Source organism: Plantactinospora sp. CNZ320 (assembly GCF_002846275.1).
In genome coordinates this window covers 1366855-1387030 of sequence record NZ_PJMP01000001.1, presented here as the reverse complement: position 1 = coordinate 1387030, position 20176 = coordinate 1366855, and the positions used below count along the sequence as shown (strand labels likewise).

General features: G+C 72.8%; 17 protein-coding genes. 7 read left to right on the top strand and 10 right to left on the bottom strand.

Annotated elements, in window-relative coordinates; all coding sequences use genetic code 11:
• Window positions 1-71 precede the first annotated feature (71 nt).
• Complete coding sequence (locus tag CLT71_RS06030) at window positions 72-476, bottom strand: hypothetical protein (RefSeq protein WP_101366231.1); 405 nt, start codon at window positions 474-476, stop codon at window positions 72-74.
• 261 nt (window positions 477-737) lie between these two features.
• Between CLT71_RS06030 and CLT71_RS06025 the strand changes: the two genes are divergently transcribed.
• Both CLT71_RS06025 and CLT71_RS06020 read left to right on the top strand, forming a co-directional pair.
• Window positions 738-1733, top strand: coding sequence for a hypothetical protein (locus CLT71_RS06025; protein WP_101366230.1), 996 nt, complete (start codon window positions 738-740; stop codon window positions 1731-1733).
• A 5-nt stretch (window positions 1734-1738) separates the two neighbouring features.
• A complete protein-coding gene (locus CLT71_RS06020) occupies window positions 1739-3319 on the top strand; it encodes an asparagine synthase-related protein (RefSeq protein WP_101366229.1) in 1581 nt (526 codons plus the stop codon).
• A 28-nt stretch (window positions 3320-3347) separates the two neighbouring features.
• Here CLT71_RS06020 and CLT71_RS06015 read toward each other — a convergent pair whose 3' ends face one another.
• Entirely contained in the window at window positions 3348-4589 is a 1242-nt protein-coding gene (locus tag CLT71_RS06015; RefSeq protein ID WP_158242179.1) for an aminotransferase-like domain-containing protein, read from the bottom strand.
• Between the two features lie 1058 nt (window positions 4590-5647).
• On the opposite strand from CLT71_RS06015, the gene CLT71_RS06010 reads away from it, so the two are divergent.
• The 3 genes from CLT71_RS06010 to CLT71_RS06000 all read left to right on the top strand — a co-directional run bounded on the left by CLT71_RS06010 (window position 5648) and on the right by CLT71_RS06000 (window position 7857).
• Window positions 5648-6265 carry a hypothetical protein gene (locus CLT71_RS06010; RefSeq protein ID WP_143743373.1) on the top strand — a complete coding sequence of 206 codons (618 nt, stop codon included), beginning with the start codon at window positions 5648-5650 and terminating at the stop codon, window positions 6263-6265.
• A 215-nt stretch (window positions 6266-6480) separates the two neighbouring features.
• The gene (locus tag CLT71_RS06005) at window positions 6481-7110 is read left to right on the top strand and encodes a response regulator (protein ID WP_486483080.1); all 630 of its coding nucleotides are present in this window, start codon (window positions 6481-6483) and stop codon (window positions 7108-7110) included.
• Between the two features lie 147 nt (window positions 7111-7257).
• Entirely contained in the window at window positions 7258-7857 is a 600-nt protein-coding gene (locus CLT71_RS06000; RefSeq protein ID WP_101366226.1) for a response regulator transcription factor, read from the top strand.
• Window positions 7858-7953: 96 nt separating this feature from the next.
• Here CLT71_RS06000 and CLT71_RS05995 read toward each other — a convergent pair whose 3' ends face one another.
• The 7 genes from CLT71_RS05995 to soxR all read right to left on the bottom strand — a co-directional run bounded on the left by CLT71_RS05995 (window position 7954) and on the right by soxR (window position 17453).
• On the bottom strand, window positions 7954-9432 hold the full coding sequence (locus tag CLT71_RS05995; protein WP_101366225.1) for a carbamoyltransferase C-terminal domain-containing protein: 1479 nt from the start codon (window positions 9430-9432) through the stop codon (window positions 7954-7956).
• 10 nt (window positions 9433-9442) lie between these two features.
• Window positions 9443-11266, bottom strand: a complete 1824-nt coding sequence (locus CLT71_RS05990; RefSeq protein WP_199187523.1) for an ABC transporter ATP-binding protein — start codon at window positions 11264-11266, stop codon at window positions 9443-9445.
• Window positions 11263-13182: an ABC transporter ATP-binding protein gene (locus CLT71_RS05985; protein WP_101366224.1), complete on the bottom strand. Its 1920-nt coding sequence runs from the start codon at window positions 13180-13182 to the stop codon at window positions 11263-11265. The genes CLT71_RS05990 and CLT71_RS05985 overlap by 4 nt, the downstream gene beginning before the upstream one ends.
• A 77-nt stretch (window positions 13183-13259) precedes the next feature.
• The gene (locus tag CLT71_RS05980) at window positions 13260-13388 is read right to left on the bottom strand and encodes a SapB/AmfS family lanthipeptide (protein ID WP_101366223.1); all 129 of its coding nucleotides are present in this window, start codon (window positions 13386-13388) and stop codon (window positions 13260-13262) included.
• A gap of 18 nt (window positions 13389-13406) precedes the next feature.
• Window positions 13407-16280: a class III lanthionine synthetase LanKC gene (gene lanKC / locus CLT71_RS05975; protein WP_101366222.1), complete on the bottom strand. Its 2874-nt coding sequence runs from the start codon at window positions 16278-16280 to the stop codon at window positions 13407-13409.
• A 333-nt stretch (window positions 16281-16613) separates the two neighbouring features.
• Window positions 16614-16820: a hypothetical protein gene (locus tag CLT71_RS05970; protein ID WP_101366221.1), complete on the bottom strand. Its 207-nt coding sequence runs from the start codon at window positions 16818-16820 to the stop codon at window positions 16614-16616.
• Between the two features lie 183 nt (window positions 16821-17003).
• Entirely contained in the window at window positions 17004-17453 is a 450-nt protein-coding gene (gene soxR, locus CLT71_RS05965; protein ID WP_486483079.1) for a redox-sensitive transcriptional activator SoxR, read from the bottom strand.
• Between the two features lie 120 nt (window positions 17454-17573).
• On the opposite strand from soxR, the gene CLT71_RS05960 reads away from it, so the two are divergent.
• The gene (locus tag CLT71_RS05960; RefSeq protein ID WP_101366219.1) at window positions 17574-18449 is read left to right on the top strand and encodes an NAD(P)H-binding protein; all 876 of its coding nucleotides are present in this window, start codon (window positions 17574-17576) and stop codon (window positions 18447-18449) included.
• A gap of 87 nt (window positions 18450-18536) precedes the next feature.
• Window positions 18537-19013 (top strand): nitroreductase family deazaflavin-dependent oxidoreductase, encoded by a 477-nt coding sequence (locus CLT71_RS05955; RefSeq protein WP_101366218.1) that lies wholly within the window; start codon window positions 18537-18539, stop codon window positions 19011-19013.
• 65 nt (window positions 19014-19078) lie between these two features.
• Here the strand turns inward: CLT71_RS05955 and CLT71_RS05950 are convergent, their stop codons facing one another.
• Window positions 19079-20134 (bottom strand): amidohydrolase family protein, encoded by a 1056-nt coding sequence (locus CLT71_RS05950; protein ID WP_486483078.1) that lies wholly within the window; start codon window positions 20132-20134, stop codon window positions 19079-19081.
• Window positions 20135-20176: the final 42 nt, after the last annotated feature.

The window sequence follows — 20176 nt, the reverse complement described above, 5'->3', positions numbered from 1 at the left end:
CCCACCGCCTTGCGGACCACCGGTGTCGGCCGTTGTCCGTCCCGACGCTCCGGCTGGCCGGCGGGTGGAGTTCAGCGGCCGCGTCGCCCCGCGTAGGCGCCGAGCGCGGCGACCAGTCCGGTGCCGAGTGCCGAGCCGAGCGCCACGAGCACCGCACCGATCACCCAGAGCCCGTCGCCGTCCGGATCCGTGGCGGCGTCGACCGAGAACGCCACGGTGAGTACGGCCGGCACGACGACAGTGGCCAGCCACGGCCGGCCCCGGCGTCCCGCCTCGAAGACCAGCACGGCCAGTACCACCCCGAGCCCGATCACCTGCCAGGCCGAGTACGGCCCGGTCTGCGCCCCGGTCACCGGGTCGGTCTCCTTGTGCTGGTCCCAGCCGAGGAACGCCCAGTACGCCAGCGCGGTGAAACCGGCGAGTCCGGCGATCCAGAGCGGGGTGTGCCGGGCCCGGGCCGGCTGCCGTTCGGTCATACCACCGACTCTTCCGCATCCGCCGGTCCCGGACCCGAGTACCCCTACTCAACGGTGCGGTCACTCACGCCACCAGCCCGACCCGATGGGCACTCCAAGGCATCCAATGAGCCCTGACGAGTCCGGTGAGCCCGCGCAAGATGCATTTTTCTGGTTTAACGGGTGTTACGGTCAAAACCGGCAGTAGTTTTCGCGATCACGACTTCGGGATCACGCCGAATCACGACTTCGGGATCACGCCGAACCTGGGAGAGGCCGGACATGCCCAGCCAAGAGGTAGCCGGGGAGGTCGGATCACGGGTCCGGCCGAGCGGGCAGCAGCAGTCGCGGGGAACCGCTGCCCACGCCCTGCGCCCGGCCACCGGCGCCTCCCTCTCCGAACTGGTCGGATATCGGGCGGCGGTGGCGGAGCTGCTCGCCGAGGTGGCCGGCCAGACCGGCCGCGACGACCTGCCCAGACTGGAGCGGACCCTGACGGACCGGATCACCGGTCCCGACTTCGCCGCCGTGCTCGGCGTCCTGCCCGGTGGCGCCGCCGACGCCGCGAACCGGCTCGTCCGGGAGATCCGGGACTACCGGCCGAACAACCGTAGCGTCGCCCGCGACCTCGCCGGGCTGATCCGGATCTACCTGCTCTCCCGGATCGACGTCATGTGGTGGGGGCACCTACCCGGCTTTCCGACCGACGCCGACCTGCACCGCTGCCCGGAACTTGTCGATCTCGACGCGCTGCGCCGCAGCAACCTGCTCCGGTTCCGCTACCGGCGGCCGGGCGGGCACCTGCTGAGCCGGGCGGCCCGGGCGGTCCAGCGCCAGGTCCGGCCACCCGGGACACCGCCGGCCGGCCGCGTCACCGTACCGGCGGCCGGCATCGGACCACGGACCACCCGGACCCGGCCCGAGGTGGTGGCGCTGCTGAACCAGCTCGCCGTCGACCTCCGCCGGCGCCGTCCCGGCCCGACTCCGCCGCTGCGGGTGACGAGCCTCGCCCGCAGCCTGGAACACCAGCACCGGCTCCGAGCCCTCGGGTACGCGGCAATGCTGCCCAGCGGGCACTGCCTCGGGTACGCGATGGATCTGGAGATGTCCTGGCTGCGCCGCCTCGACGCGCCCGGGATGGTCGCCGCCCTGCTGCGCGAGCGGCAGGGCTGGGGCGACGTCAACGTCATCGACGAGGGTCAGACCTGGCACGTCTGTGTCAGCCCGCGCGCCGCCAACCGGCTGCGGCGGGACTTCCTGACCGCACTGGGAGGTTGAGCGGCATGTCCGGCATCGTTCTTCTGCTCGGTCCCGGCGCCGACCGCCGCACCTTCCACCGGATGATGGCCGAACTCACCCCACGCGGCGACCTCGCCGAGACCAGGCTCGGCCCCGACCTGCTGGCCGGCGTCCAACGGCTGCGGATCGTCGACCGGGAGCGCGCGGCGCAACCCTGGAGTTCCGCCGACGGCCGCTGGCTGCTCTGCTACAACGGCGAGGTCTACAACCACCGGGAACTCGCCGCCGAACTGCGCCGGCTCGGCCGGCAGCCGCGCACCGACAGCGACACCGAAGTGGTACTGGAGGCGTTCCTGGCCTGGGGACCGGAAGCCGTCACCCGGCTGCGCGGCGAGTTCGCCCTGGCGATCGCCGACACCGCCACCGGACGGCTCTACCTGGCCCGCGACCCGCTCGGGGTGCGGCCGCTCTACTGGTCCCGGCACCTGCGTCGGCTGCACGTCGCCTCCGAGGTCAAGGCGCTGGTGCCGGTCGGCGCACCGATCTCGGAGCTGCCGCCCGGACACCACGGCTGGGCCGACGCAGCCAGCGGGCCCGAGCTGATGCCCTACCTGGACCTGGACCGGTCCGGCGCCGGACGGTCACTGGTGCGCGACGCCGGGGAGGCGGCGGTGCTGCTCCGCGAGGCGGTCCGGGACAGCGTCCGGGCCCGGGTCGACACCGACCTCACCGTCGGGGTACTCCTCTCCGGCGGCCTGGCCAGCACCCTCACCCTGCTGCACGTCCGCGAGTTCCACCACGACTGCGTGGCCTTCACCGTCGGCACACCGGAGAGCCCGGACGTGCGGTACGCCCGGCGACTCGCCGCCGACCTCGGCGTGCACCACGAGGTGATCGAGATACAGCCCCGGGACGTCCGGCTCGACGACATCCGGGCGGCCATCCGGATCTCCGAACTCACCGAGTACGCCGACCTGATCGACGCGGTCGTCTCGGTGCCGCTCTTTCGGCGGGTCCGGGACCTCGGCGTCCGGGTGGTACTCACCGGCGACGGCGCGGACGACCTCTTCGGCGGCCACCCCGGCTCCGGTCGGATCGGTCCGGAGGCGGCCGGTCGGATCTTCCGGCACCGGCTGCGCAACCTCTGCCGTACCGGATTGCAGCGGGTGGACCGGACCGGCTTCGGGCACGGGGTGGAGGCCCGGCTGCCGTGGCTCGACCTGTCACTCGTCGAGCTGGCGATGCGGCTGCCGGCCGAGCTGAAACTGCGGGACGGCCAGCGGCAGTGGCTGCTCCGGCACGCCCATGCCGATCTGCTGCCGGAGTACGTCCGGGACCGGTCGAGGGAGCCGATGGCGTACGGGTCCGGGCTGCACGAGGGGGTGCGGCCGTACCGGGCGCTCTTCGGCCGCCAGTACCGGGCGTTCGGGTACGAGTTGCTGGAGCCGGTACGCCGGGACTTCGACACCGTACTGGTGCGCTGCGGGCACGACCTCGACCGCGCGGTCGAGCGGGGAACGGCTCGGCCGGACGTCCTCGAACACGCCCGCGACCTGGCCGGGATGGCGAGATGGAAGGTCGGCCCGGCATGGCGCCGGCTTACCGGCTCCGGCCGGCAGAGCTGAATCGCCAGCGGAGGGCTGCCGGCTCGGCTCAGCCAGACAGCGGAGTAGGTCGGTCCGACAGCGGAGTAGGTCGGTCCGACAGCGGAGTAGGTCGGTCCGACAGCTCGGCACTCCGGTAGGCCACGGCGAGCCGGCGTACCCCCTCGGCCAGCGTCTCCGGATCACACATCGAGAACGACAGTCGCAGGTGGCGGTGCCCGGTGTCGGCCACGAAGAACTGCCGGCCGGGCAGGTAGGACACCCCGGCGGCCTCCGCGTACGGCAGCAGTCGGGTACCGCCGTACGGGTGCGGCAGCCGCAACCAGAGGAACCAGCCGCCGCCGGGTACGGTGAACTCCGCCTGCGGCAGCTCGTCGCGTACGGCGGCCACCAGCGCATCACGCTGCCGGCGGTACCGGACCCGGATCGCCTCCACGTGCCGCCGGTACGCCCCGGAGGCCGCGAACTCGGCCAGGATCAGCGCGCTGGCGTGGTTGACCCCGCCGCCACTGTCCACGTAGCCCCGTGCGGTTACCGCCGCGACCACTGACGGGTCCCCGGTTAACCAGCCGAGCCGCAGTCCTGGCGCGACGCTCTTGGCGAACGACCCGATCCGGACCACGGTTCCCGGTTCGGCACCGCTGAACAGCGAGGGCGGTGCCGGCGGCGGATAGGCGAGTTCCCGATAGGTGTCGTCCTCCACCACCGGTACGCCACTGCTGACGGCCATATCCAGCAGCGCGGTACGCCGCTGTGCCGGCAGCGACCGTCCGGTCGGGTTGTTGAAGGTGGGTACCAGGTAGAGCATCGCCACCCGCCGGCCCTGCCGGGTGACCGCCCGGATCAGGTCGGCGGTGGCGGCGGGGTCGATCCCGTCCTCGTCGGCGGGGGCGGGCACGATGTCGACCCGGTGGTCGGCGACGACCCGCAGCGCCAGGTGGTAGGTGGGAGAGTCGACCACCACGACGTCACCGGGCCGGCAGAGCACGGAGGCGATCAGGTCGAGCGCCTGGGACGCGCCAGCGGTGACGAAGATCTGCTCGGGCACGGGTGCCACGGAATCCACCTCGGCCAGCCGCTCACAGAGCCACTCGATGAGCGGCCCCGGCCCGGCCGAGTGCCCGTAGGTGAGCGCGGCGGCACCGTACCGGCGCAGCGCCGAGCAGGTCGCCTCGGCCCAGGCGTCCATCGGCAACGCCGCCGGGTGCGGATGTCCCCAACCGAGGTCGACGCCTCCGGCCCGGCTTTGGAACTGCACGATGGGCAGTGCGGGCGGGCGCGGTGCCGTCATCCACTCACCATAGCCAGCGCCGCCGGCCGCCCACCCGGTCGAGCGTCGGGAGCGCATCGGAAGCTGTCGGAAGCGCGGCCGGGGAGCGGTGCGGCGGCGGTACACCGGGAACCGTTCCGACCGCCCCTTGTGCTCCGTCGCGGTCGCGTCGCGGAGGGTGAGGCGTGAGTGAACCGGTACTCCAGACTGCACCCGCGAGCCGGCGCGGCACACCGGGTGCATCGTGATAGACACTGCGTTACGCTTTCGTTCCTGTCCGCCTATTCGAGGAGCGCCTTCGCGACATGGCCCTGGTCTCAGCAGTCCGGCGCGTGCCGGGTCCGGACAGGCCGGGCCCCGGTAGGCGTACGGTCCGACTGCTGACCCGAATTGCCCTGCTCGGCGGCGGTGCCCTGGCCGGATACGTCCTCCTCAGCACGCTCGACGGGCCGGCGCTCGCCGGCGACCGCGACGCTTCGGCGACCGCGCCGCGACCGCTCGACTCGCTCGTCGAGACGGTCGCGCCGGGGTTGCCGGCACTGCTCGACGATCACGTTCAGTTGCCTCGAAAAGCGACACCGGAGACCGATCGCCCCACTTCCGGCCCGGCCCGGACCCGTCCAGAGTCCGCTCGTTCGGACTCCGTGCGTCCGGGCCGGCTCCGTCCGGAGTCCACTAGGCGTCCGGAGTCGACCCGTCCGGAGCGGACCCGCCCCTCGACTGCCGCCGAGCGGGGTGGACCCGCGTCGCGGCCGCAGCGGAAGCACTCCGCTGGCCGGGTGACAACCGAGTCGGGTACCGAGCGCGGTGCAGCGGCCCCCGATGCCCGGCGACTGCTCCGCACGCCCGGGTTCCTGGGCGGAAGCGGCCCCACCCGACCGGACCAGGCCAGCCCGCAGACAGCTCGACCGGCAGCCGTCCTCGATGCTCCGCTTCGGACGGTCCTCCCCAAGACAACACCGGCCCTGCCGCACACCCCGTCGTCCCTCCCCACGACACCGACCCGGCTGCCTGTGCTGACGGCCGTGGTTCCGGAGGTGGTGGCTGCGGTTCCGGAGGTGGTCGCTGCGGTGCCTGTGGTGACCGCCGTGGTTCCGGAGGTGGTGGCCACGGTGCCTGTGGTGCTGGAGGCGTTGCCGGAAGTGGTGGCGGTTGTGCCGGCGGCGGCCCAACGGTGGCCGGAACTGCTCCTGGCCGTACCGGAGATCGTCGGCAGCGTGCCCGACGTCGTCGGTGACGTGCGGTACGACGGTCACCTCGGCGTACCGTCGTCCCGGCTCGTGGTGCACCAACCGGTCGAGCCGGCTCCGCCGCCCGCCGGGTCGTGGCCGTCGGTCTCCCCGCCGGCCCTGGCTCAGCCGCTCGGGCCGGTTCCCCTCGGACCGTCCACCTTCTCCACGCCGCTGCGGCAGTCGCTCGATCCGGGTGCCGGCAGCGCGGCGGGCGCGAGCCGCCTGTCGATTCCGCGTGCCGTCGCTCGGGACACCAACTCCGGGTTGCCGCCCACGCCCCGTTCACCCGTCGACACCGGCGCCGGCACCCAGCAGGCCGGGCCCACGCAGTCCAGCGGCGGACACTGCGCCGCACTGCCGGCCGCGCCCGGCTGGCAGCCAGCCACGCGTTCTCCGTCGGTCCTGGCGGGCGGAGACGCGAGTCCCACCAGCAGGTTGCCGGGGGTACCAGCGCTGCCTGGCTGACCCATCCGGCGGCCGTACCTCGGTCGCTTCCTCCTTCTCCGCCATGCCTGCCAGCGTTCCTGCGGGCAACCCGGTGGAGAAGCTTCCGTCGGTACACCGGGCACCGCCGTACCCGTCGAGGTGGCGGGCCCGACCGACGGCACCGTACTCAATCGTGCTCGTGATCGACTCCGGTCGGGTGGGACCCGCTCGGATGTCGACGTTGTCGCTGAGTCGTGTACCGAGATCGGAGTGACCTCGTGATCCGGATCGTGATCGTTGAGGAGATGGGTTTGTTGCGGGGGGCGTTACGGGCGGTGTTGTCGAGTGAGGAGGACCTGGACGTGGTGGCGGACCTCTACGAGCCGGGAGAGGTGGTGACGGTTGCCAGGCGGCACCGGCCGGACGTCGTGGTGGTCGACATGGATGTACCGGGTGCCGACATGCTCGACGTGTTGGCGCAGCTCGGTGCGCAGACGCCGGACATTGCGGTACTGGCCCTGAGCGCCCAGCTGACCCCGGAGGCGCTGCAACGGGCGATCCGGGCCGGCGCCCGCGGTTTCGTCGACAAGAACCTGCCCCCGGCGGAGCTGGCCCGGCTGGTCCGGTCGGTGGCGTTCGGCGAGCGGGTGTTCGACCCGGTCGCCGCCGTAGCCGCGCTGAGCCCGCCGGAGAGCCCACTCACCAGCCGTGAGCTGGAGGTGCTGCGGGTGGTCGCCGAGGGATTGCCGCTCAAGGAGATCGCCCGTCGGCTGTACCTGGCGCACGGCACGGTCCGTAATCATCTCTCGGTGATCATGCGCAAGACGGGTACCCGGAACCGGCTGGAGGCGGTCCGGCAGGCACAGCGGGCGGGTTGGATCTGATCGGGCCGATCACCCGCGCATCCTGGGCAGGGGCCGGCGGCGACGAACGTGTCGGCGGCCCCGGTCGCTCCAACGGGCGCACTCAGCGTGCTCGTGTTTGAATGTTCACGCGGGGTGATCTAGCGATGACAAGTAGCAGGGGGGAACGTGATACGAACGCTGCTCGCGCTGAACGGCGCTCTCATCCGTGGCGCCCTGGCCTTCGTGCTGACCACACAGGACGACATCGAGGTCGTCGCGGAGGTCGACCGAGCCGAGGACATCGGCACGGCGCTGCGGATGCAGCGGCCCGACGTGGCCATCGCGGACGTCAAGCTCTTCGGGGCGGGGGCCCTCTCCAACGGGGTCGCACCGTCCGAACCGCCTCCGGTCCTGGTACTGGTGGACCCGCGCCGGCCGAGGGTGCTCGGGGACGCGTTACGGGCCCAGTGCCAGCGTCTCGGCTTCCTCGGCAGCGACGTCGGCCCGGAACGGGTGATCGAGGCGGTACGCCGGCTCGCCTGCGGAAAGTCCGTGGTGGACGCCGACCTGGTGGTCGCGGCGCTCGCCCGGAACAATCCGCTCACCGAACGGGAGGTGGAGGTGCTGGAGATCGCCGCCGAGGGGTGGCCGGTGGTGGAGATCGCCGGCAAGCTCTCCCTCTCTCCCGGTACCGTGCGTAATCACCTGTCGCGGATCGCCGGCAAGACCGGCGCGCGTACCCGGATCGAGGCGATCCGGATCGCCCGGGAGAAGGCCTGGATCTGAACCGTCCGGGGGAGGGGCTGGATCTGCATCGCTTCGATCCGGTTCGGGATCGGGGACGGTGGTGGGCGGGGCGGTCGCCGTCCCGCCCGCCACGGTTCAGAGCACGGGCACACCTGTCCGGCTGCTGAACCGGCGGGCGTCCGTCAGGTCGTTGACCAGCGGTTCGCCCTTCAGGTTGAGACTTGTGTTGAGCAGGATCGGGCAGCCGGTCCGCCGCTCGTGTTCGCCGAGCAGGTCGTAGAGGCCCGGATGCTGCTGCCGGGTCACGGTCTGCACCCGGGACGTCCCGTCCACGTGCACGATCCCGGGAAACGCCAGGGGGTCGCGACACCGGGCGGTGAACTGCATGTACGGCGACGCGCCGACCGGCATGTCGAAGTACCGCTGGGCGACCTCCTGCCGGACCACCGGGGCGAACGGCCGGAACGGCTCCCGCCCCTTCACCCGGTTGACCCGGTCCCGGCTGTCCGGGCCGCGCGGGTCGGCCAACAGCGAACGGTTGCCCAGCGCCCGGGGGCCGAACTCGGCGCGGCCCCGGGCCACCCCGACGACCCTCCCGGCGGCCAGCGCCTCGGCCAGGGCCGCCACCGGGTAGTCGCCCCCGATCAGGGTGCCCAGGTACGGCCCGGCCCAGTTGAGCTGGTGGCCGAGGACCGCAGCCGCCGCGCCGAGGCTCGACCCGGCGTCCCCGGGATTCGGCAGCAGGGTTATCCGGTCGAAGCCACTCTGCCGGGCGAGCAACTCGTTCGCGACACAGTTGAGCCCGAGCCCGCCCATCACGGTGAGCGTCGCCGCCTCGACCCGGGTACGCAGCCAGCGTGCCGCGCCGAGCAGCACCTCCTCGGCCACCACCTGGATGCTCGCCGCCAGGTCGGCGGGATCGGCCCGGGGCTGCCAGTCGCCGATGCCCCGATGCACGTTGCGGCGTAGCCGGAAGGTCGGTGGAGTGAGCTCGATCAGATCCGTCTTGAGCTGCGCGACGTACCTGGGCCGACCGAGCGCGGCCAGCCCCATCACGATGAACTCCTCCTCGTTCGGCTTGAATCCACAGCGGCGGGTGAAGGCGCTGTAGAGCAGTCCGAGGCTGTGCGGGTAGCGGCAACGGGCGAAGACCCGGTAGACGCCGTCGCGGAACTCGCCGAGGGTGAGCGTCTCGAACTCGCCTATCGCGTCGGCGGTGAGTACCGCCGTGTGCCGCTCCCCGCTGGTGAAGTGCCCGGCGGCGGCGTGCGAGTGGTGGTGCCCGACGTACCGGATCGGGACCCCGCGCAGTTCGGGCAGGTCGAGCCGGCGCAGGTAGCGGCGGGGCAGGTCGTCGACGTCGACGGCGTGCCGGAACTGCCCGGCCCGTACGTGCCGGAGCTTCTTTCGCAGCGGGTGCTCGTACCAGGCGACCAGATCGGGGCGGCCCCAGGAGAGCGCCTCGGCGAGCAGCCCTGGGGCGAGGTCGGGATCGTTCTTCAGGCGCGAGTACCGTTCGGCGTGCCCGGCGAAGAGGATCTCGTCACCCCGGACCACACAGGCCGACGCGTCGTGCGACAGGGCGCTGAGTCCGAGTACCTGAATGGCCTCCATCGAGGCAACTCTATATAGCTGGCACCTCGGTGGAAACGGGATCGCCCCGCCAGTGCCCGACGAGTTCCCGGTATGTCGCCGAGCGGGCCAGCAGCTCGTCGTGCCGGCCGCGCAGTGGACGACCACCGTCGAGAATCAACACCTGCCGGGCCCGCAGCGCCGAACTGATCCGGTGGGCGACCACCACCAACGCGCCCGGTCGGGTGGCGAAGGCGTCCTCGACGGTCGCCTCGGCCACCGGGTCGAGATGACAGGTCGCCTCGTCCAGGATCGCCAGCGGTGCGGGGGAGAGGTAGGCGCGTACCGCCGCGACGAGTTGCCGCTCACCGGCGGAGAGCGCCGTGGGGTCCAGCGTCGCGGTCAGCCCGCCGAGCCGGCGTACCAGCGGCAGTAGTCCGAGCCGGTGTACCGCCGCGTCGACCCGGTCGGGCCGTACGTCGGGACAGAGGTAACGCAGGTTCTCCAGCAGCGTGCCGGTGAAGACGTACGCCTCCTGCGGGATCACCACCCGGTGCCGGGCCAGGGTCGCCGGATCGGCGGCACCGATCGAAGACCCGCCGCCGACCAGCACCGTCCCGCCGAGCAGCACCGTCCCGCTCTGCGGTCGGAGCAGCCCGGCGAGCAGCCCGGCCAGGGTGGACTTGCCGGCCCCGCTCGGCCCCACCACCGCCAGGTATGCCCCCTCGGCGAGGGTGAGGTCGAATTTGTCGAGGACCGGGCAGGCCCGGGGGCCGTACCGGAAGGTGACCCCGCGCAGCTCCGCCAGTGCCGGCGCAGCGCCCCGGCGCCGGACGGTCGCATCGGCCCGGCGCCGGACGGCGGCATCGGCCCGACCGGGAGCGGTGGCGGTGGCGGTGTTCGGCGGTGTGTCGCCGTCGCCGGACCCGAACGTGGTGGCGGCGAGGATCCGGTCCAGGGTCACCGCGAACCGGAGCCCGCCACCGGCCACGCCCTGCACCAGCGCGTGCAGCGCCGGCTGGAGACCGGTGGCGACGTACACCAGGGCGCCGAGCACCGCACCGGCGGTGAGCCCCCGCTGGACCAGCCACGGCGCGGCCAGCAGCAGTACCGCAAGCGGCAGCCAGCCCCCGACCGCCAGGCTCAGGCTGCGCAGCGCCGCCATCCGGGCCAGCGCGCGCTCGGCGCGGGCCTGTCGGTCCACCTGCCGGCCCACCCGCGCGGCGACGGTCTCCTGCGCCCCGCAGGCCACCACGTCCCGGTGCCCGGCGAACGCCGCCCCGGCCGCCTCGCCGAGCCGTTCGTCGGCGTGGACGTAGTCGCGCTGCCGGGCGACCATCGCCGGCAGTGCGGCGGCGAAGAGCACCAGCCCGGCGACCAGCGGTACCGCGACCACCCCGGCCACCACCGGAGTCAGCGAGAAGAGCCCGAGCAGTGCCGCGCCAGCGGTGAAGAGGAATCCCCGAACCACCATCACCAGCCCGGCGAAGGTGTCCCGGACGATCTCCACCTGATGGGTCAGCCGGGCCACAGCCGCGGTCTCCGGCCGGGCTCCGGCAGTGGTCGACCGGTGCAGCGCCCCGGTGACCACCCGGCCGGCCAGTTCGTCGCGGAACGGTTCGACGACGTCGCCGAGGCAGGCGTACGCCCGGTTGGTGCCGACCGCGCCGAGCACGACCGCGACGGCCAGTACGCCCAGCCAGGCCAGCCCGGTGCCCGGCCGGCCGGCCAGGAATCCGTCGTCGACGGCCCGGGCGGTCAGATAGCCGGCGAGCAGGGTCGGCAGCGCTTCGGCGGCCGACCAGCCGGCGAGCCGGCGGAGCGGGCGGTTCCGGCGGCGTAGCGCGGCGGCGGTGAACCGGGCGACCTCGCTCACCGGACCGCCTCCACCGGTGGCTCCGTCGCCGAGACCACCGGCTCCGTTGCCCCGGCCGCCGGCTCGGTCGGCTCGACTGCCGGTTCCGCTGCCCGGGCCGCCGGCTCGGTAGCGGGCGACGCCGGGGTGGCGGCGAAGACGCCCCGGTACTCCGGATCCCGCCACAGCAGGCGGTGCGGGCCGACGCCGCGCAGCCGGCCGCCATCCAGCCAGGCGACCAGTTCCGCAGCGGCGGCGGTGGCCACCCGGTGGGTCACGACCAGTCGGGTACGCCGATCCGGGTGCGCGGCGACCGCGGCCGCGATCCGGTGCTCGGTGGCGGTGTCCAGGCTGGACGTCGCGTCGTCGAGGATCAGCAGCCGCTGCGCGTGCAGGGCTCGGGCCAGCCCGAGTCGCTGCGCCTCGCCGCCGGACATCGGAGTCGTGTCGAGCCGGCTGTGATAGCCGTCCGGCAGCCGCTCGACGAACTCGTCGATGGCGGCCGCCCGGGCCACCACTCCGGGCCGGGCGCCGGCGCGAGCCCCGGAACCGGCGCCTGATTCCGAGCCTGAGCCTGAGCCGGATTCGGGGGCTGAGCCGGATTCGGAGCCGTCGTTTGCATGAGTGTCGGTGTCGGCGCCGAGCATGACGGCCTCGGCGATCGTCTCGCCGATGAGTACCGGCCGCTCGAAGCCGTACCCGACCGCCTGCCGCAGGGCGCGGCGACTCAGCCGGCGCAGCGGTGTCCCGTCGAGCAGTACCTCGCCGGCATCGGGGTCACGCAGCCGGCCGGCGACCGCGGCCAGGGTCGACTTGCCCGCCCCGGAGGGGCCGACGACGGCGATCGTGGCGCCCGGCGGCACCCGAAGGTCGATCCCGTCCAGCACCGGTCGGCCGTCGTCGGCGTACACGGTGACTCCGGTCAGGACCAGCCGGCCCGTACCGTCGGGCAGTGGTGCAGTCCCGTACGAGCGGGGTGGTTCGGCCAGTACGGCGGCGACCCGCTGCACCCCGGCCCGGGTCCGGACCAGCCGGTTGAGCGTGGCGACGATGCTGCCCAGGCCGGCGCCGAGCGCGGCGTACTGCACGGCGGCGAAGAGCTGGCCCGGGGTGAGCCGCCCCTGCGCCACCGACCAGCCGCCGACCGCGACGATCGCCAGTTGCAGCAGCGGGGCCACCGCAGCGGTCCGGCCCGAGGCGCGGGCCAGTGCCGCCCAGGTGCGGGTACCGTGCGTGCGCAGCAGCGGCAGCGGCTCCAGTACCCGATCGATCTCGGCCCGGACGGTGCCGGCGGCGGCGATCGTACGTGAACCGTGCAGCGCCTCGGCGAGCCGCGCGGCGATCCTTGCCTGTACCCCGAGATAGCCGGCGGCGGCGGCCGAGGCGTCGGTGACGAAGGCGCGCAGGCCGACGGCGAGCAGTAGCAGCCCGGCACCGAACGTGGCGGCGAGGCGCCAGTCGAGCAGCAGCAGCGCGACGACGCTGCCCAGCGGGGGGAGCGCGGCGGTCACTCCGAGAACCACGGTGCTCCCGGCCTGCCCGGAGTCGGCGGCCTGACCGACCAGCCGGCCGACCAGGTCGCCAACGGGATAGCGGGTGGCCCGGCGCGGATCGAGGGCGAGCAGGTGCCCGAGCAGCCGGTGCCGCAGCCGGGCGGTGGTCCGGGCGGTACCGGCTCCACCCGCGAGGTTGCTCAGCGTGTCGGTGGCGACGATCAGCACCACCAGACCGCAGGCGGCGAGTGGCCACCACCGGTCCGCCTCGCCGAGCGCGGCGTCCACGGCCAACCCGAGAGCAGCCGGTAACAGCAGTTCGGCCACCGCGCCGAGCAGCGCGGTGGCCCCGAGGGTGACGGTCCAGCCGCCGCCGTACGCGATCGCCTGCCGGAGAAGCCGGTTCCCGTCGGCCTGGACCGGCCGGTTCCCGTCGGCGGCCACGCGTACCACCCTCCCGTCGACACGGGGTTGCCCTGGGCGGGGACGTCTGCCCACCCAGGGCCCCGATGCTGACCTGATCAGTTGCAGGTCGTCACGGACAGCGAGCTGTCGCCGCACAGCAGCAGGCTCGCGCGGCTACCGCCGCCACCGCCGCCCCCACCGGTGCGGTCGGCCAGCTCCATTCCCTGAAGGTCCAGAAGCGCCATGGTTGTTTCACCTCCTCCTTACTGTTCGGTCCGTTGTGCCCCTCGCGGCAGCGAGGGGAGTCTGGTCGCGCCGGTCAGCGGCGCGAGGAAGGGCAGCGTCACCGGCTCGTCGTGCCGGGCCATCCCGGTGGCGAGCAGTACGCCCGCGCTCCCGGTGGCCAGGTCCATCGACAGCCGCAGCAGTTGCTCGCCGGGAAAGGCGAGGAAGCCCCGGTACGGCAGCGCGTGCCAGGCGAGCCGCCCCACCTGCCGGTCCAGTTCGGTCCGGTCGTCCTCCCGGCCCACCCCGGCACCGCCGGGCTGTTCCGTGGTCAGGTGTTCCCGGCTCGGCTGTTCCCCGGTCGGGCGGCACTGTTCCCCGGTCGGGTGGCTTTGGTCGGGCGTCCGCGCGGCAAGGTAGGCGATGATGCCGGCCCGCCCGGCGAAGAGCCCGGACTGTGCGTAGAACGGGGCTCGGGCGGCCCGCCGGATGGCGTCGGCGGACTCGGCGAGTTCCGGGTCCGGCCGGTGCCGGAGGTACTGGTCGAGCACCAGCCCGATGCCGACGCTGCCGTGTGCCAGGTACGGCATGGTCCGCCAGCCCTCGTTGACCTCCAGCGCCCCGTCCGGGCGTACCACGCACCGGCGCAGGTCCTGCCGTAGCGCGTCACCGGCCCGGTCCAGCAGTTCGGTGTCGCCACCGCACTCGTAGAGCCGGAGGAACATCAGGGCCGCTCCGCTGCGTCCCCGGGTCAGTCCCGCGTACGGGTGCTGCCCGCCGCTGATCTGCGCTCCGGCGCCGGTGCTGCCGGCGGTGTCGCCTCCGGCCGGCGCACCGGCGCCATCGGCAGACCGGTCGGCGACCAGTTCGGCGGCGCGCCAGGCAGCCTGCCGTAACCTCGGTTCACCGGTCCGGCCCGCCATCTCGGCGAGGTTGAGCGCTATGCCGGAGAGCCCACTCACCAGGTCCTCGCCGAGTTCTTCCCAGGGCTCTCCGAGGCAGATGTCGAGTACGTCGAGGGCGTCCTGCCGCCGGCCGAGGTGCTCCAGGGCGTACGCCACCCCGTGCAGTCCGTCGTAGAAGCCGCAGCGGGTGCCGGAGGCGGGTCGCAGGGCGCGCTTCACCAGCCAGTCCTCGTACTCCGGGTACCGGCCGGCGCCGGTGGCGTGCAGCGCGTGCAGGACGCCGGCGGCGCCGTACCCGAGGTTCAGGCCACCGGTGCGGAACTGGTCGATGTCCCCGGGGAAGAGCCGGTCGTCGCGGTCCGGGGTGGCACTGGCGAGGATGGCGCCGGCGATCCGGTCGCGCAGCTTCGGCCAGGCCGCCCGGCCGGCGGCGAAGTCGTCGGCCATCAGCTCGACGATGGCTGGCGGTGCCGCGGCGGCTGTCGGTTTCGCGGCGGCCATCGGCTCAACGTCGACCCTCGGTTTCGCGGAGGCTGTCGGCTCGGCGGCGGCTGTCGGTTTCGCGGCGGCCATCGGGTCAGCGGAGGCTCGGGAGGCGTTGCCGGTGATCTCGGCGACGGCCGCGTCCAGGAAGGCGCGTGGCACCGGGAAGTGCGCGGCGACCACGTCGGCGAGGTGCGCGGCCTTGGTCGGGGCCAGCCGGACCATCTGGGTCAGCGGCAGGAAGAGGGCGAGCCGGAGGCAGGCCAGGGCGTAGCGGTCCACGGCCAGCCCGGTCCGGTCGCGCGGGGCGGCGAATGCCTGGTTGCGCAGCGCGGGGCGGCTCGCCTCGGCCACCGGCGCGGCGACCTCGAAGTCGACAAGGGTGACCCGGTCGTCCGGCCCGACCATGATGTTGAACAGGTGCAGGTCGCCGTAGACGATGCCGTGCGCCGCGATCGCCTCGACGGTCCGCTCCACCTGCTGGTGGATCCGCAGCGCCCACTCCGTGTAGTCGGCCAGCTCGGCCGGGGTTGCGTCGGCGTCGACCAGCGGGTACCGCTCGACGATCAGCTTGTTCAGCGCCCGGCCCTCGACGAACTCCAGAGCGAGGAAGCGGTGGTCGCCGAGGACGAACTCGTCGTGCACCCGGGCGATCCCCGGCACGTCGGCGAGCCGGCGCAGCATCTCGGCCTCGCGGTGCAGCCGGGTGATCGCGTCCGTGCCGGTGGCGTCCAGCCCGGCGTGCGGGCGGGCCTCCTTGAGTACCACCTGGGTGTCGGTGCGGGTGTCCCGGCCGACGTACAGGCCGCCGCCGTTGGAAAAGTGGATCACCCGTTCGATCCGGTACGGCAGGTCCGTGGTGGTGGTCGCGTTGCGGGCGGCGAGATGCGGGCCGAGGAACCCCGGCAGGGTCACCCAGTCCGGTACGTGGAAGACCGGGTCCCGCCGGTCCGGTACCAGGGTGCCGTCCCCGTCCTCGATCGCGGGTACCACCTGGCCGTCGTCGCCGACGCAGTACCGGGCGGCGAATCCGCCGTACCGGACGTAGACCGGGCCGGCACCGTAGCGCAGGTCACTGAGGATGTACGGCCCGGCCTCGCCGTCCAGCCGCTCGGCGAGTTCCTTGCAGGCCAGTTCGAGTTCAGCCTCGTCCCGGGGGTAGATGGTGACGAACTTGCCGCTGGAGCCACGCCGGGCGTACTTCGAGTTGCGCATCAGCAGCATCCGCGGGCCGCGGAGGAACTTGAACGAGATTCCCCGGGGTACGCAGTAGTCGAAGACGCTGTCCAGGATCCGGTCGGCGTTGTCCAGACAGGCCGACACGTGGATCTTCCAGCCCTGCTGGGGAAGCTTGCCGTCCCGGGGGCCGTAGATCAGCCAGTCGTCGCTCGGTTCGCGCTGCCAGCCGTCCGGCACCTGCCGGTCGGCGGCGGTGAACCCGGCGGTGGCGGTCGCGGACGTGGTGCTGAGCGAGTCGTAGAACAGTGGATCGACCGCACAGTAGGCGTCGTATCTCTCGTCCATCTCGCGGCTCCTCGGGTGGTCCCTGGGCGACCGTGCTCCATCGATGCATCCGAGTCTCCTGGTCGGATCCGAGGTGTTACTAGTGTGTTAAGTCATCCCCCAGAGTGCGTCGTGCACGGGTACCTATGACAAATGTCAGGGCCAACTTTTCAATCAAACTCATCAATATGACCAAACCCGGATATGCGACTGGCGCGGGTGCGGATGGTGGCGGACCATCTGCGACGCCGTGGCCCCGGGTGAGTGGGGTCGGCCGACAGACGTAGCGCGCCGGACCGACCTGTCGGGCGGTCCGGCGCGCTGCTGTCGATGGTCTGGACGGGATGGCCGCGCTCAGCGCGAGGGTTCGGGCACGTCACACTCGATCTCGGGGTTCAACCCGACGTAGTTGAGCGGTCCGGCGATCACCGTCACGATCGTGGTGCCGACCTCAGCGCAGTTGTCGTTGCTCCGGTCGAAGTACCCGCGCTGCCCGGCCGCGATCGCGCCGATGATCAGCCACAGCAGTACGATGACGCCGCCTATCGATCCGTAACGCATGAGAGCCTCCTCGGGGGTGGAATGCGGATCGGCCCGGCGCGGTGACCGGCGCTCGAACCCCCTGCCGGCCCCGGCCCGCCGGGAATGTTGGTGACCTGATACCCAACGCCCGATCCCGTGCAAACGCCGCCCTGACGCGAGCGGTGCGCGTGGCGGTCCGGCGGGCAGCGGTTTCCGAACCGATCACTGCAACCGGCGCGGCCCCGAACCCTCCTCGCCGAGTACGTCCCGTGGGTTGACCAGCCCGCACTGCTCGAAGGAGAGGCAGCCGCAACCGACACATTCGGTGAATAGATCTCGCATCCGCTCCAGCCGGGCTATCCGGTCGTTCAACTCGGCGCTCCAGCACTCCGAGGCACGGATCCAGAACTCCCGGGTGGGCGCGACGTCCTCCGGAAGGAAGCCGAGCACCTCGCCGATGACCGACAGTGGGATGCCGACGCTCTGCGACGCCCGGATGAAGGCGACCTTGCGCAGCGTGCTCCGGTGGTAGCGCCGCTGGTTTCCCGAGGTACGGCGGCTGCCGATCAGCCCCTGCCGCTCGTAGAAGCGCAGTGCCGACGCCGGTACGCCGCTGCGCTGGGCGAGTTCGCCGATCGTGAGGTGCTCCGCCTGCCAGGAAACTGTCGTCACCCCGCCGAGGCTAGCTTGACTTGAACCCTTGTTTAAGTCCGAGCCTGGCTCCGACGGTCCCGCACCGGGACCCCGGGCCGGCCGCATCCGGTCGGCCCCGTCGGCACGAGGGGACTGAAGATGAGCGACAACCGAACGATCCTGGTCATCGGCGCGACCGGGAACGTGGGACGGCACGTGGTCGACGGGCTGCTGGCGGCCGGGGCCGAGGTCCGGGCACTGGTCCGGGATCCCGGCCGCGCCGATCTGCCCGGCGGTGCGACCCCGGTCCGTGGCGACCTCGCCGACCCGGACGCGCTGGCCCGGGCCGCCGCCGGGGTCGACGGAGTCTTCCTGCTCTGGCCGTTCTTCACCGCCGATCTGGCACCGGCGGTCGTGGACGCCGTCACCGCGCCCGGGGTACACGTCGTCTACCTCTCCGCGATGAGTGTCCGGGACGATCAGGACCCGGCCCGCAACGGATTCTGGGGCGAGTTGGAGCGGCTGATCGAGAGCTCCCCGTCGAGCTGGACCTTCCTCCGGGCCGGCGGCTTCGCCACCAACACCCTGGGATGGGCGGACCAGATCCGTGCCACCGCAACGGTCCGCTGGGTCTACGGGGAGGCGGCCCGGTCACTGATCCACGAGCGGGACATCGCGGCGGTGGCGGTCCGGGCACTGACCGAGGACGGGCACGCCGGTCGCAGGTACGTGCTGACCGGGCCGGAGCCGGTGACCCAGGCCGAGCAGGCACGGCTGATCGGCGAGGCGATCGGCCGACCGGTGCGCTGGGAGGAGATTCCGGTCGATCAGGCCCGCCAGGAACTCCTCGCGGCCTGGGGAGACGGCGACTACGTCAACGGGGCGCTGGCGTACTGGGCAGGGCTGGTCACCGAGCCGGAGCCGGTGACCCGGACCGTGCAGGAGTTGACCGAGGTGCCGGCGCGTACCTTCCAACAGTGGGCGGCCGACCACGCCGACGACTTCCGCCCGATCCCACTGCGGGACCTCGGGTAGGGGTACGTCCCGCCGCTCCGAACCGGACGACCCGACCCGGCCGCACCGGTCGGATGGGGGAACTCAGTGCACAGTGGAGGGAAACCGATGACGGAGACGCACGACGCACGGCCCAGGGCAACAGGGGAGGCGCCCGCAACCGAGGAGGTACGTGACAGTCCCGCCGGCTGGGTGTCGGCGCACGTCCGGCGCTATCTGGCGACCGACGGGGCGGACGGGCACGACTACCAGGGCTTTCCGACCCTGCTGATCACCACCCGGGGCCGGAGGAGTGGCGTCCTGCGTAGGACCCCGCTGATCTACGGCCGGGACGGCGACCGGTACGTCGTGGTGGCCTCGAACGGCGCCGCCGCCCACCATCCGAGCTGGTTCCTCAACCTTCGGGCGGATCCGTCGGTGCGGGTGCAGGTGAGGGCGGAGCGGTTTGCCGCCCAGGCTCGGGTCGCCGACCCTGCCGAGCGGCCCCGGCTCTGGGAGTTGATGGCGAAGATCTTCCCGATGTACCGGACCTACGCCGAGCGGACACCCAGGCAGATCCCGGTGGTGCTGCTGGAACGCCGTTGAGGCGACCGCCCCGGGCCGGTCCGCTCCGGACCGTGGTCCGGGGCGGTGTGCTCCCGGGGTGCAGGCTATCCGCCGGCTGCCCGGACGAGCCGGCCCCGCAGCACCACCGCGCTCGGGTGATCGAGCCGGTCGAGGTCGTCACGGGGGTCACCGGAGTAGACGACGGCGTCGGCGGGAGCGCCCGGAACGAGGCCCGGCAGGCCGAGGTAGTCCCGGGCGGTCCAGGACGCGGCACCGAGCGCGACGTGCGGGGGTACGCCGGCAGCCGCCAGCGCGCGTACCTCGTCGGCGATCCGCCCGTGTGGCCGGGCGTCGGTACCGGCCAACAGCGTGACCCCGGCCTCGGCGGCGGCCGCGACAAGTGGTCCGTGTGCGATGGCACCGCTCAACCCCCAACGCCGACGTGGGGAGTCGGCGGCCTCGCGCAGCCGGTCGAGTGCGGCGGTGATCACCGAAAGCGTCGGTGTCAACGCCGTACCCTGCTCGACCATCCGGTGCAGCAGGGCCGGATCCAGGTGCATGCCGTGCTCGACCGAGTCGACCCCGGCGGCCACCGCCGCGGCACCGCCCACCGCGTGCTGGGTGTGTACGGCGACCCGCCCGCCAACGCGGTGCACGGCGGTCACCGCAGCCCGGAGTACGTCCACCGGAAGCGGGTCGTCACCCGGTAACCAGTCGGCGACCACCTTCGCCCAACCGCTCTGGGCGGCCTGGGTCGCGGCGACCTGCGGCAGGTCGGCGTGACTGGCCCGGCGGCCCCATTCGGCGAAGAACTGGCCGTGCTGGGCGATCCACGGTCCGGCGTGGACCGCGCGGGGCAGGTCGGGGTCGGTGCCGAACCAGGACGGTGGCTCACCGGCCAGCCCCGGTGCGCGGATCAGGGTCACCCCGTGCTTGGCGTGCCGACCCAGGTCGAGGCGGAGCAGCTTCTCGTCGAGCGGCCGGCCGGGCGCCTCGGCTCCGGGGTGGGTGTGCGCGTCGACCAGGCCGGGCAGCAGCCACCCCTCGGCGACAAGTTCCGCGTTCCGGACCGGATCGGTGGTCCAGCGATCGCCGTCGGCGTAGAGGTCGACCCACTCGCCGTCGGGCAGGGCACGCCCGCGTACCCGGAGGACGCTCACCGGGCTCGGCCGGCGTCCGGGACGGAACCCGTCCGGCGTTGC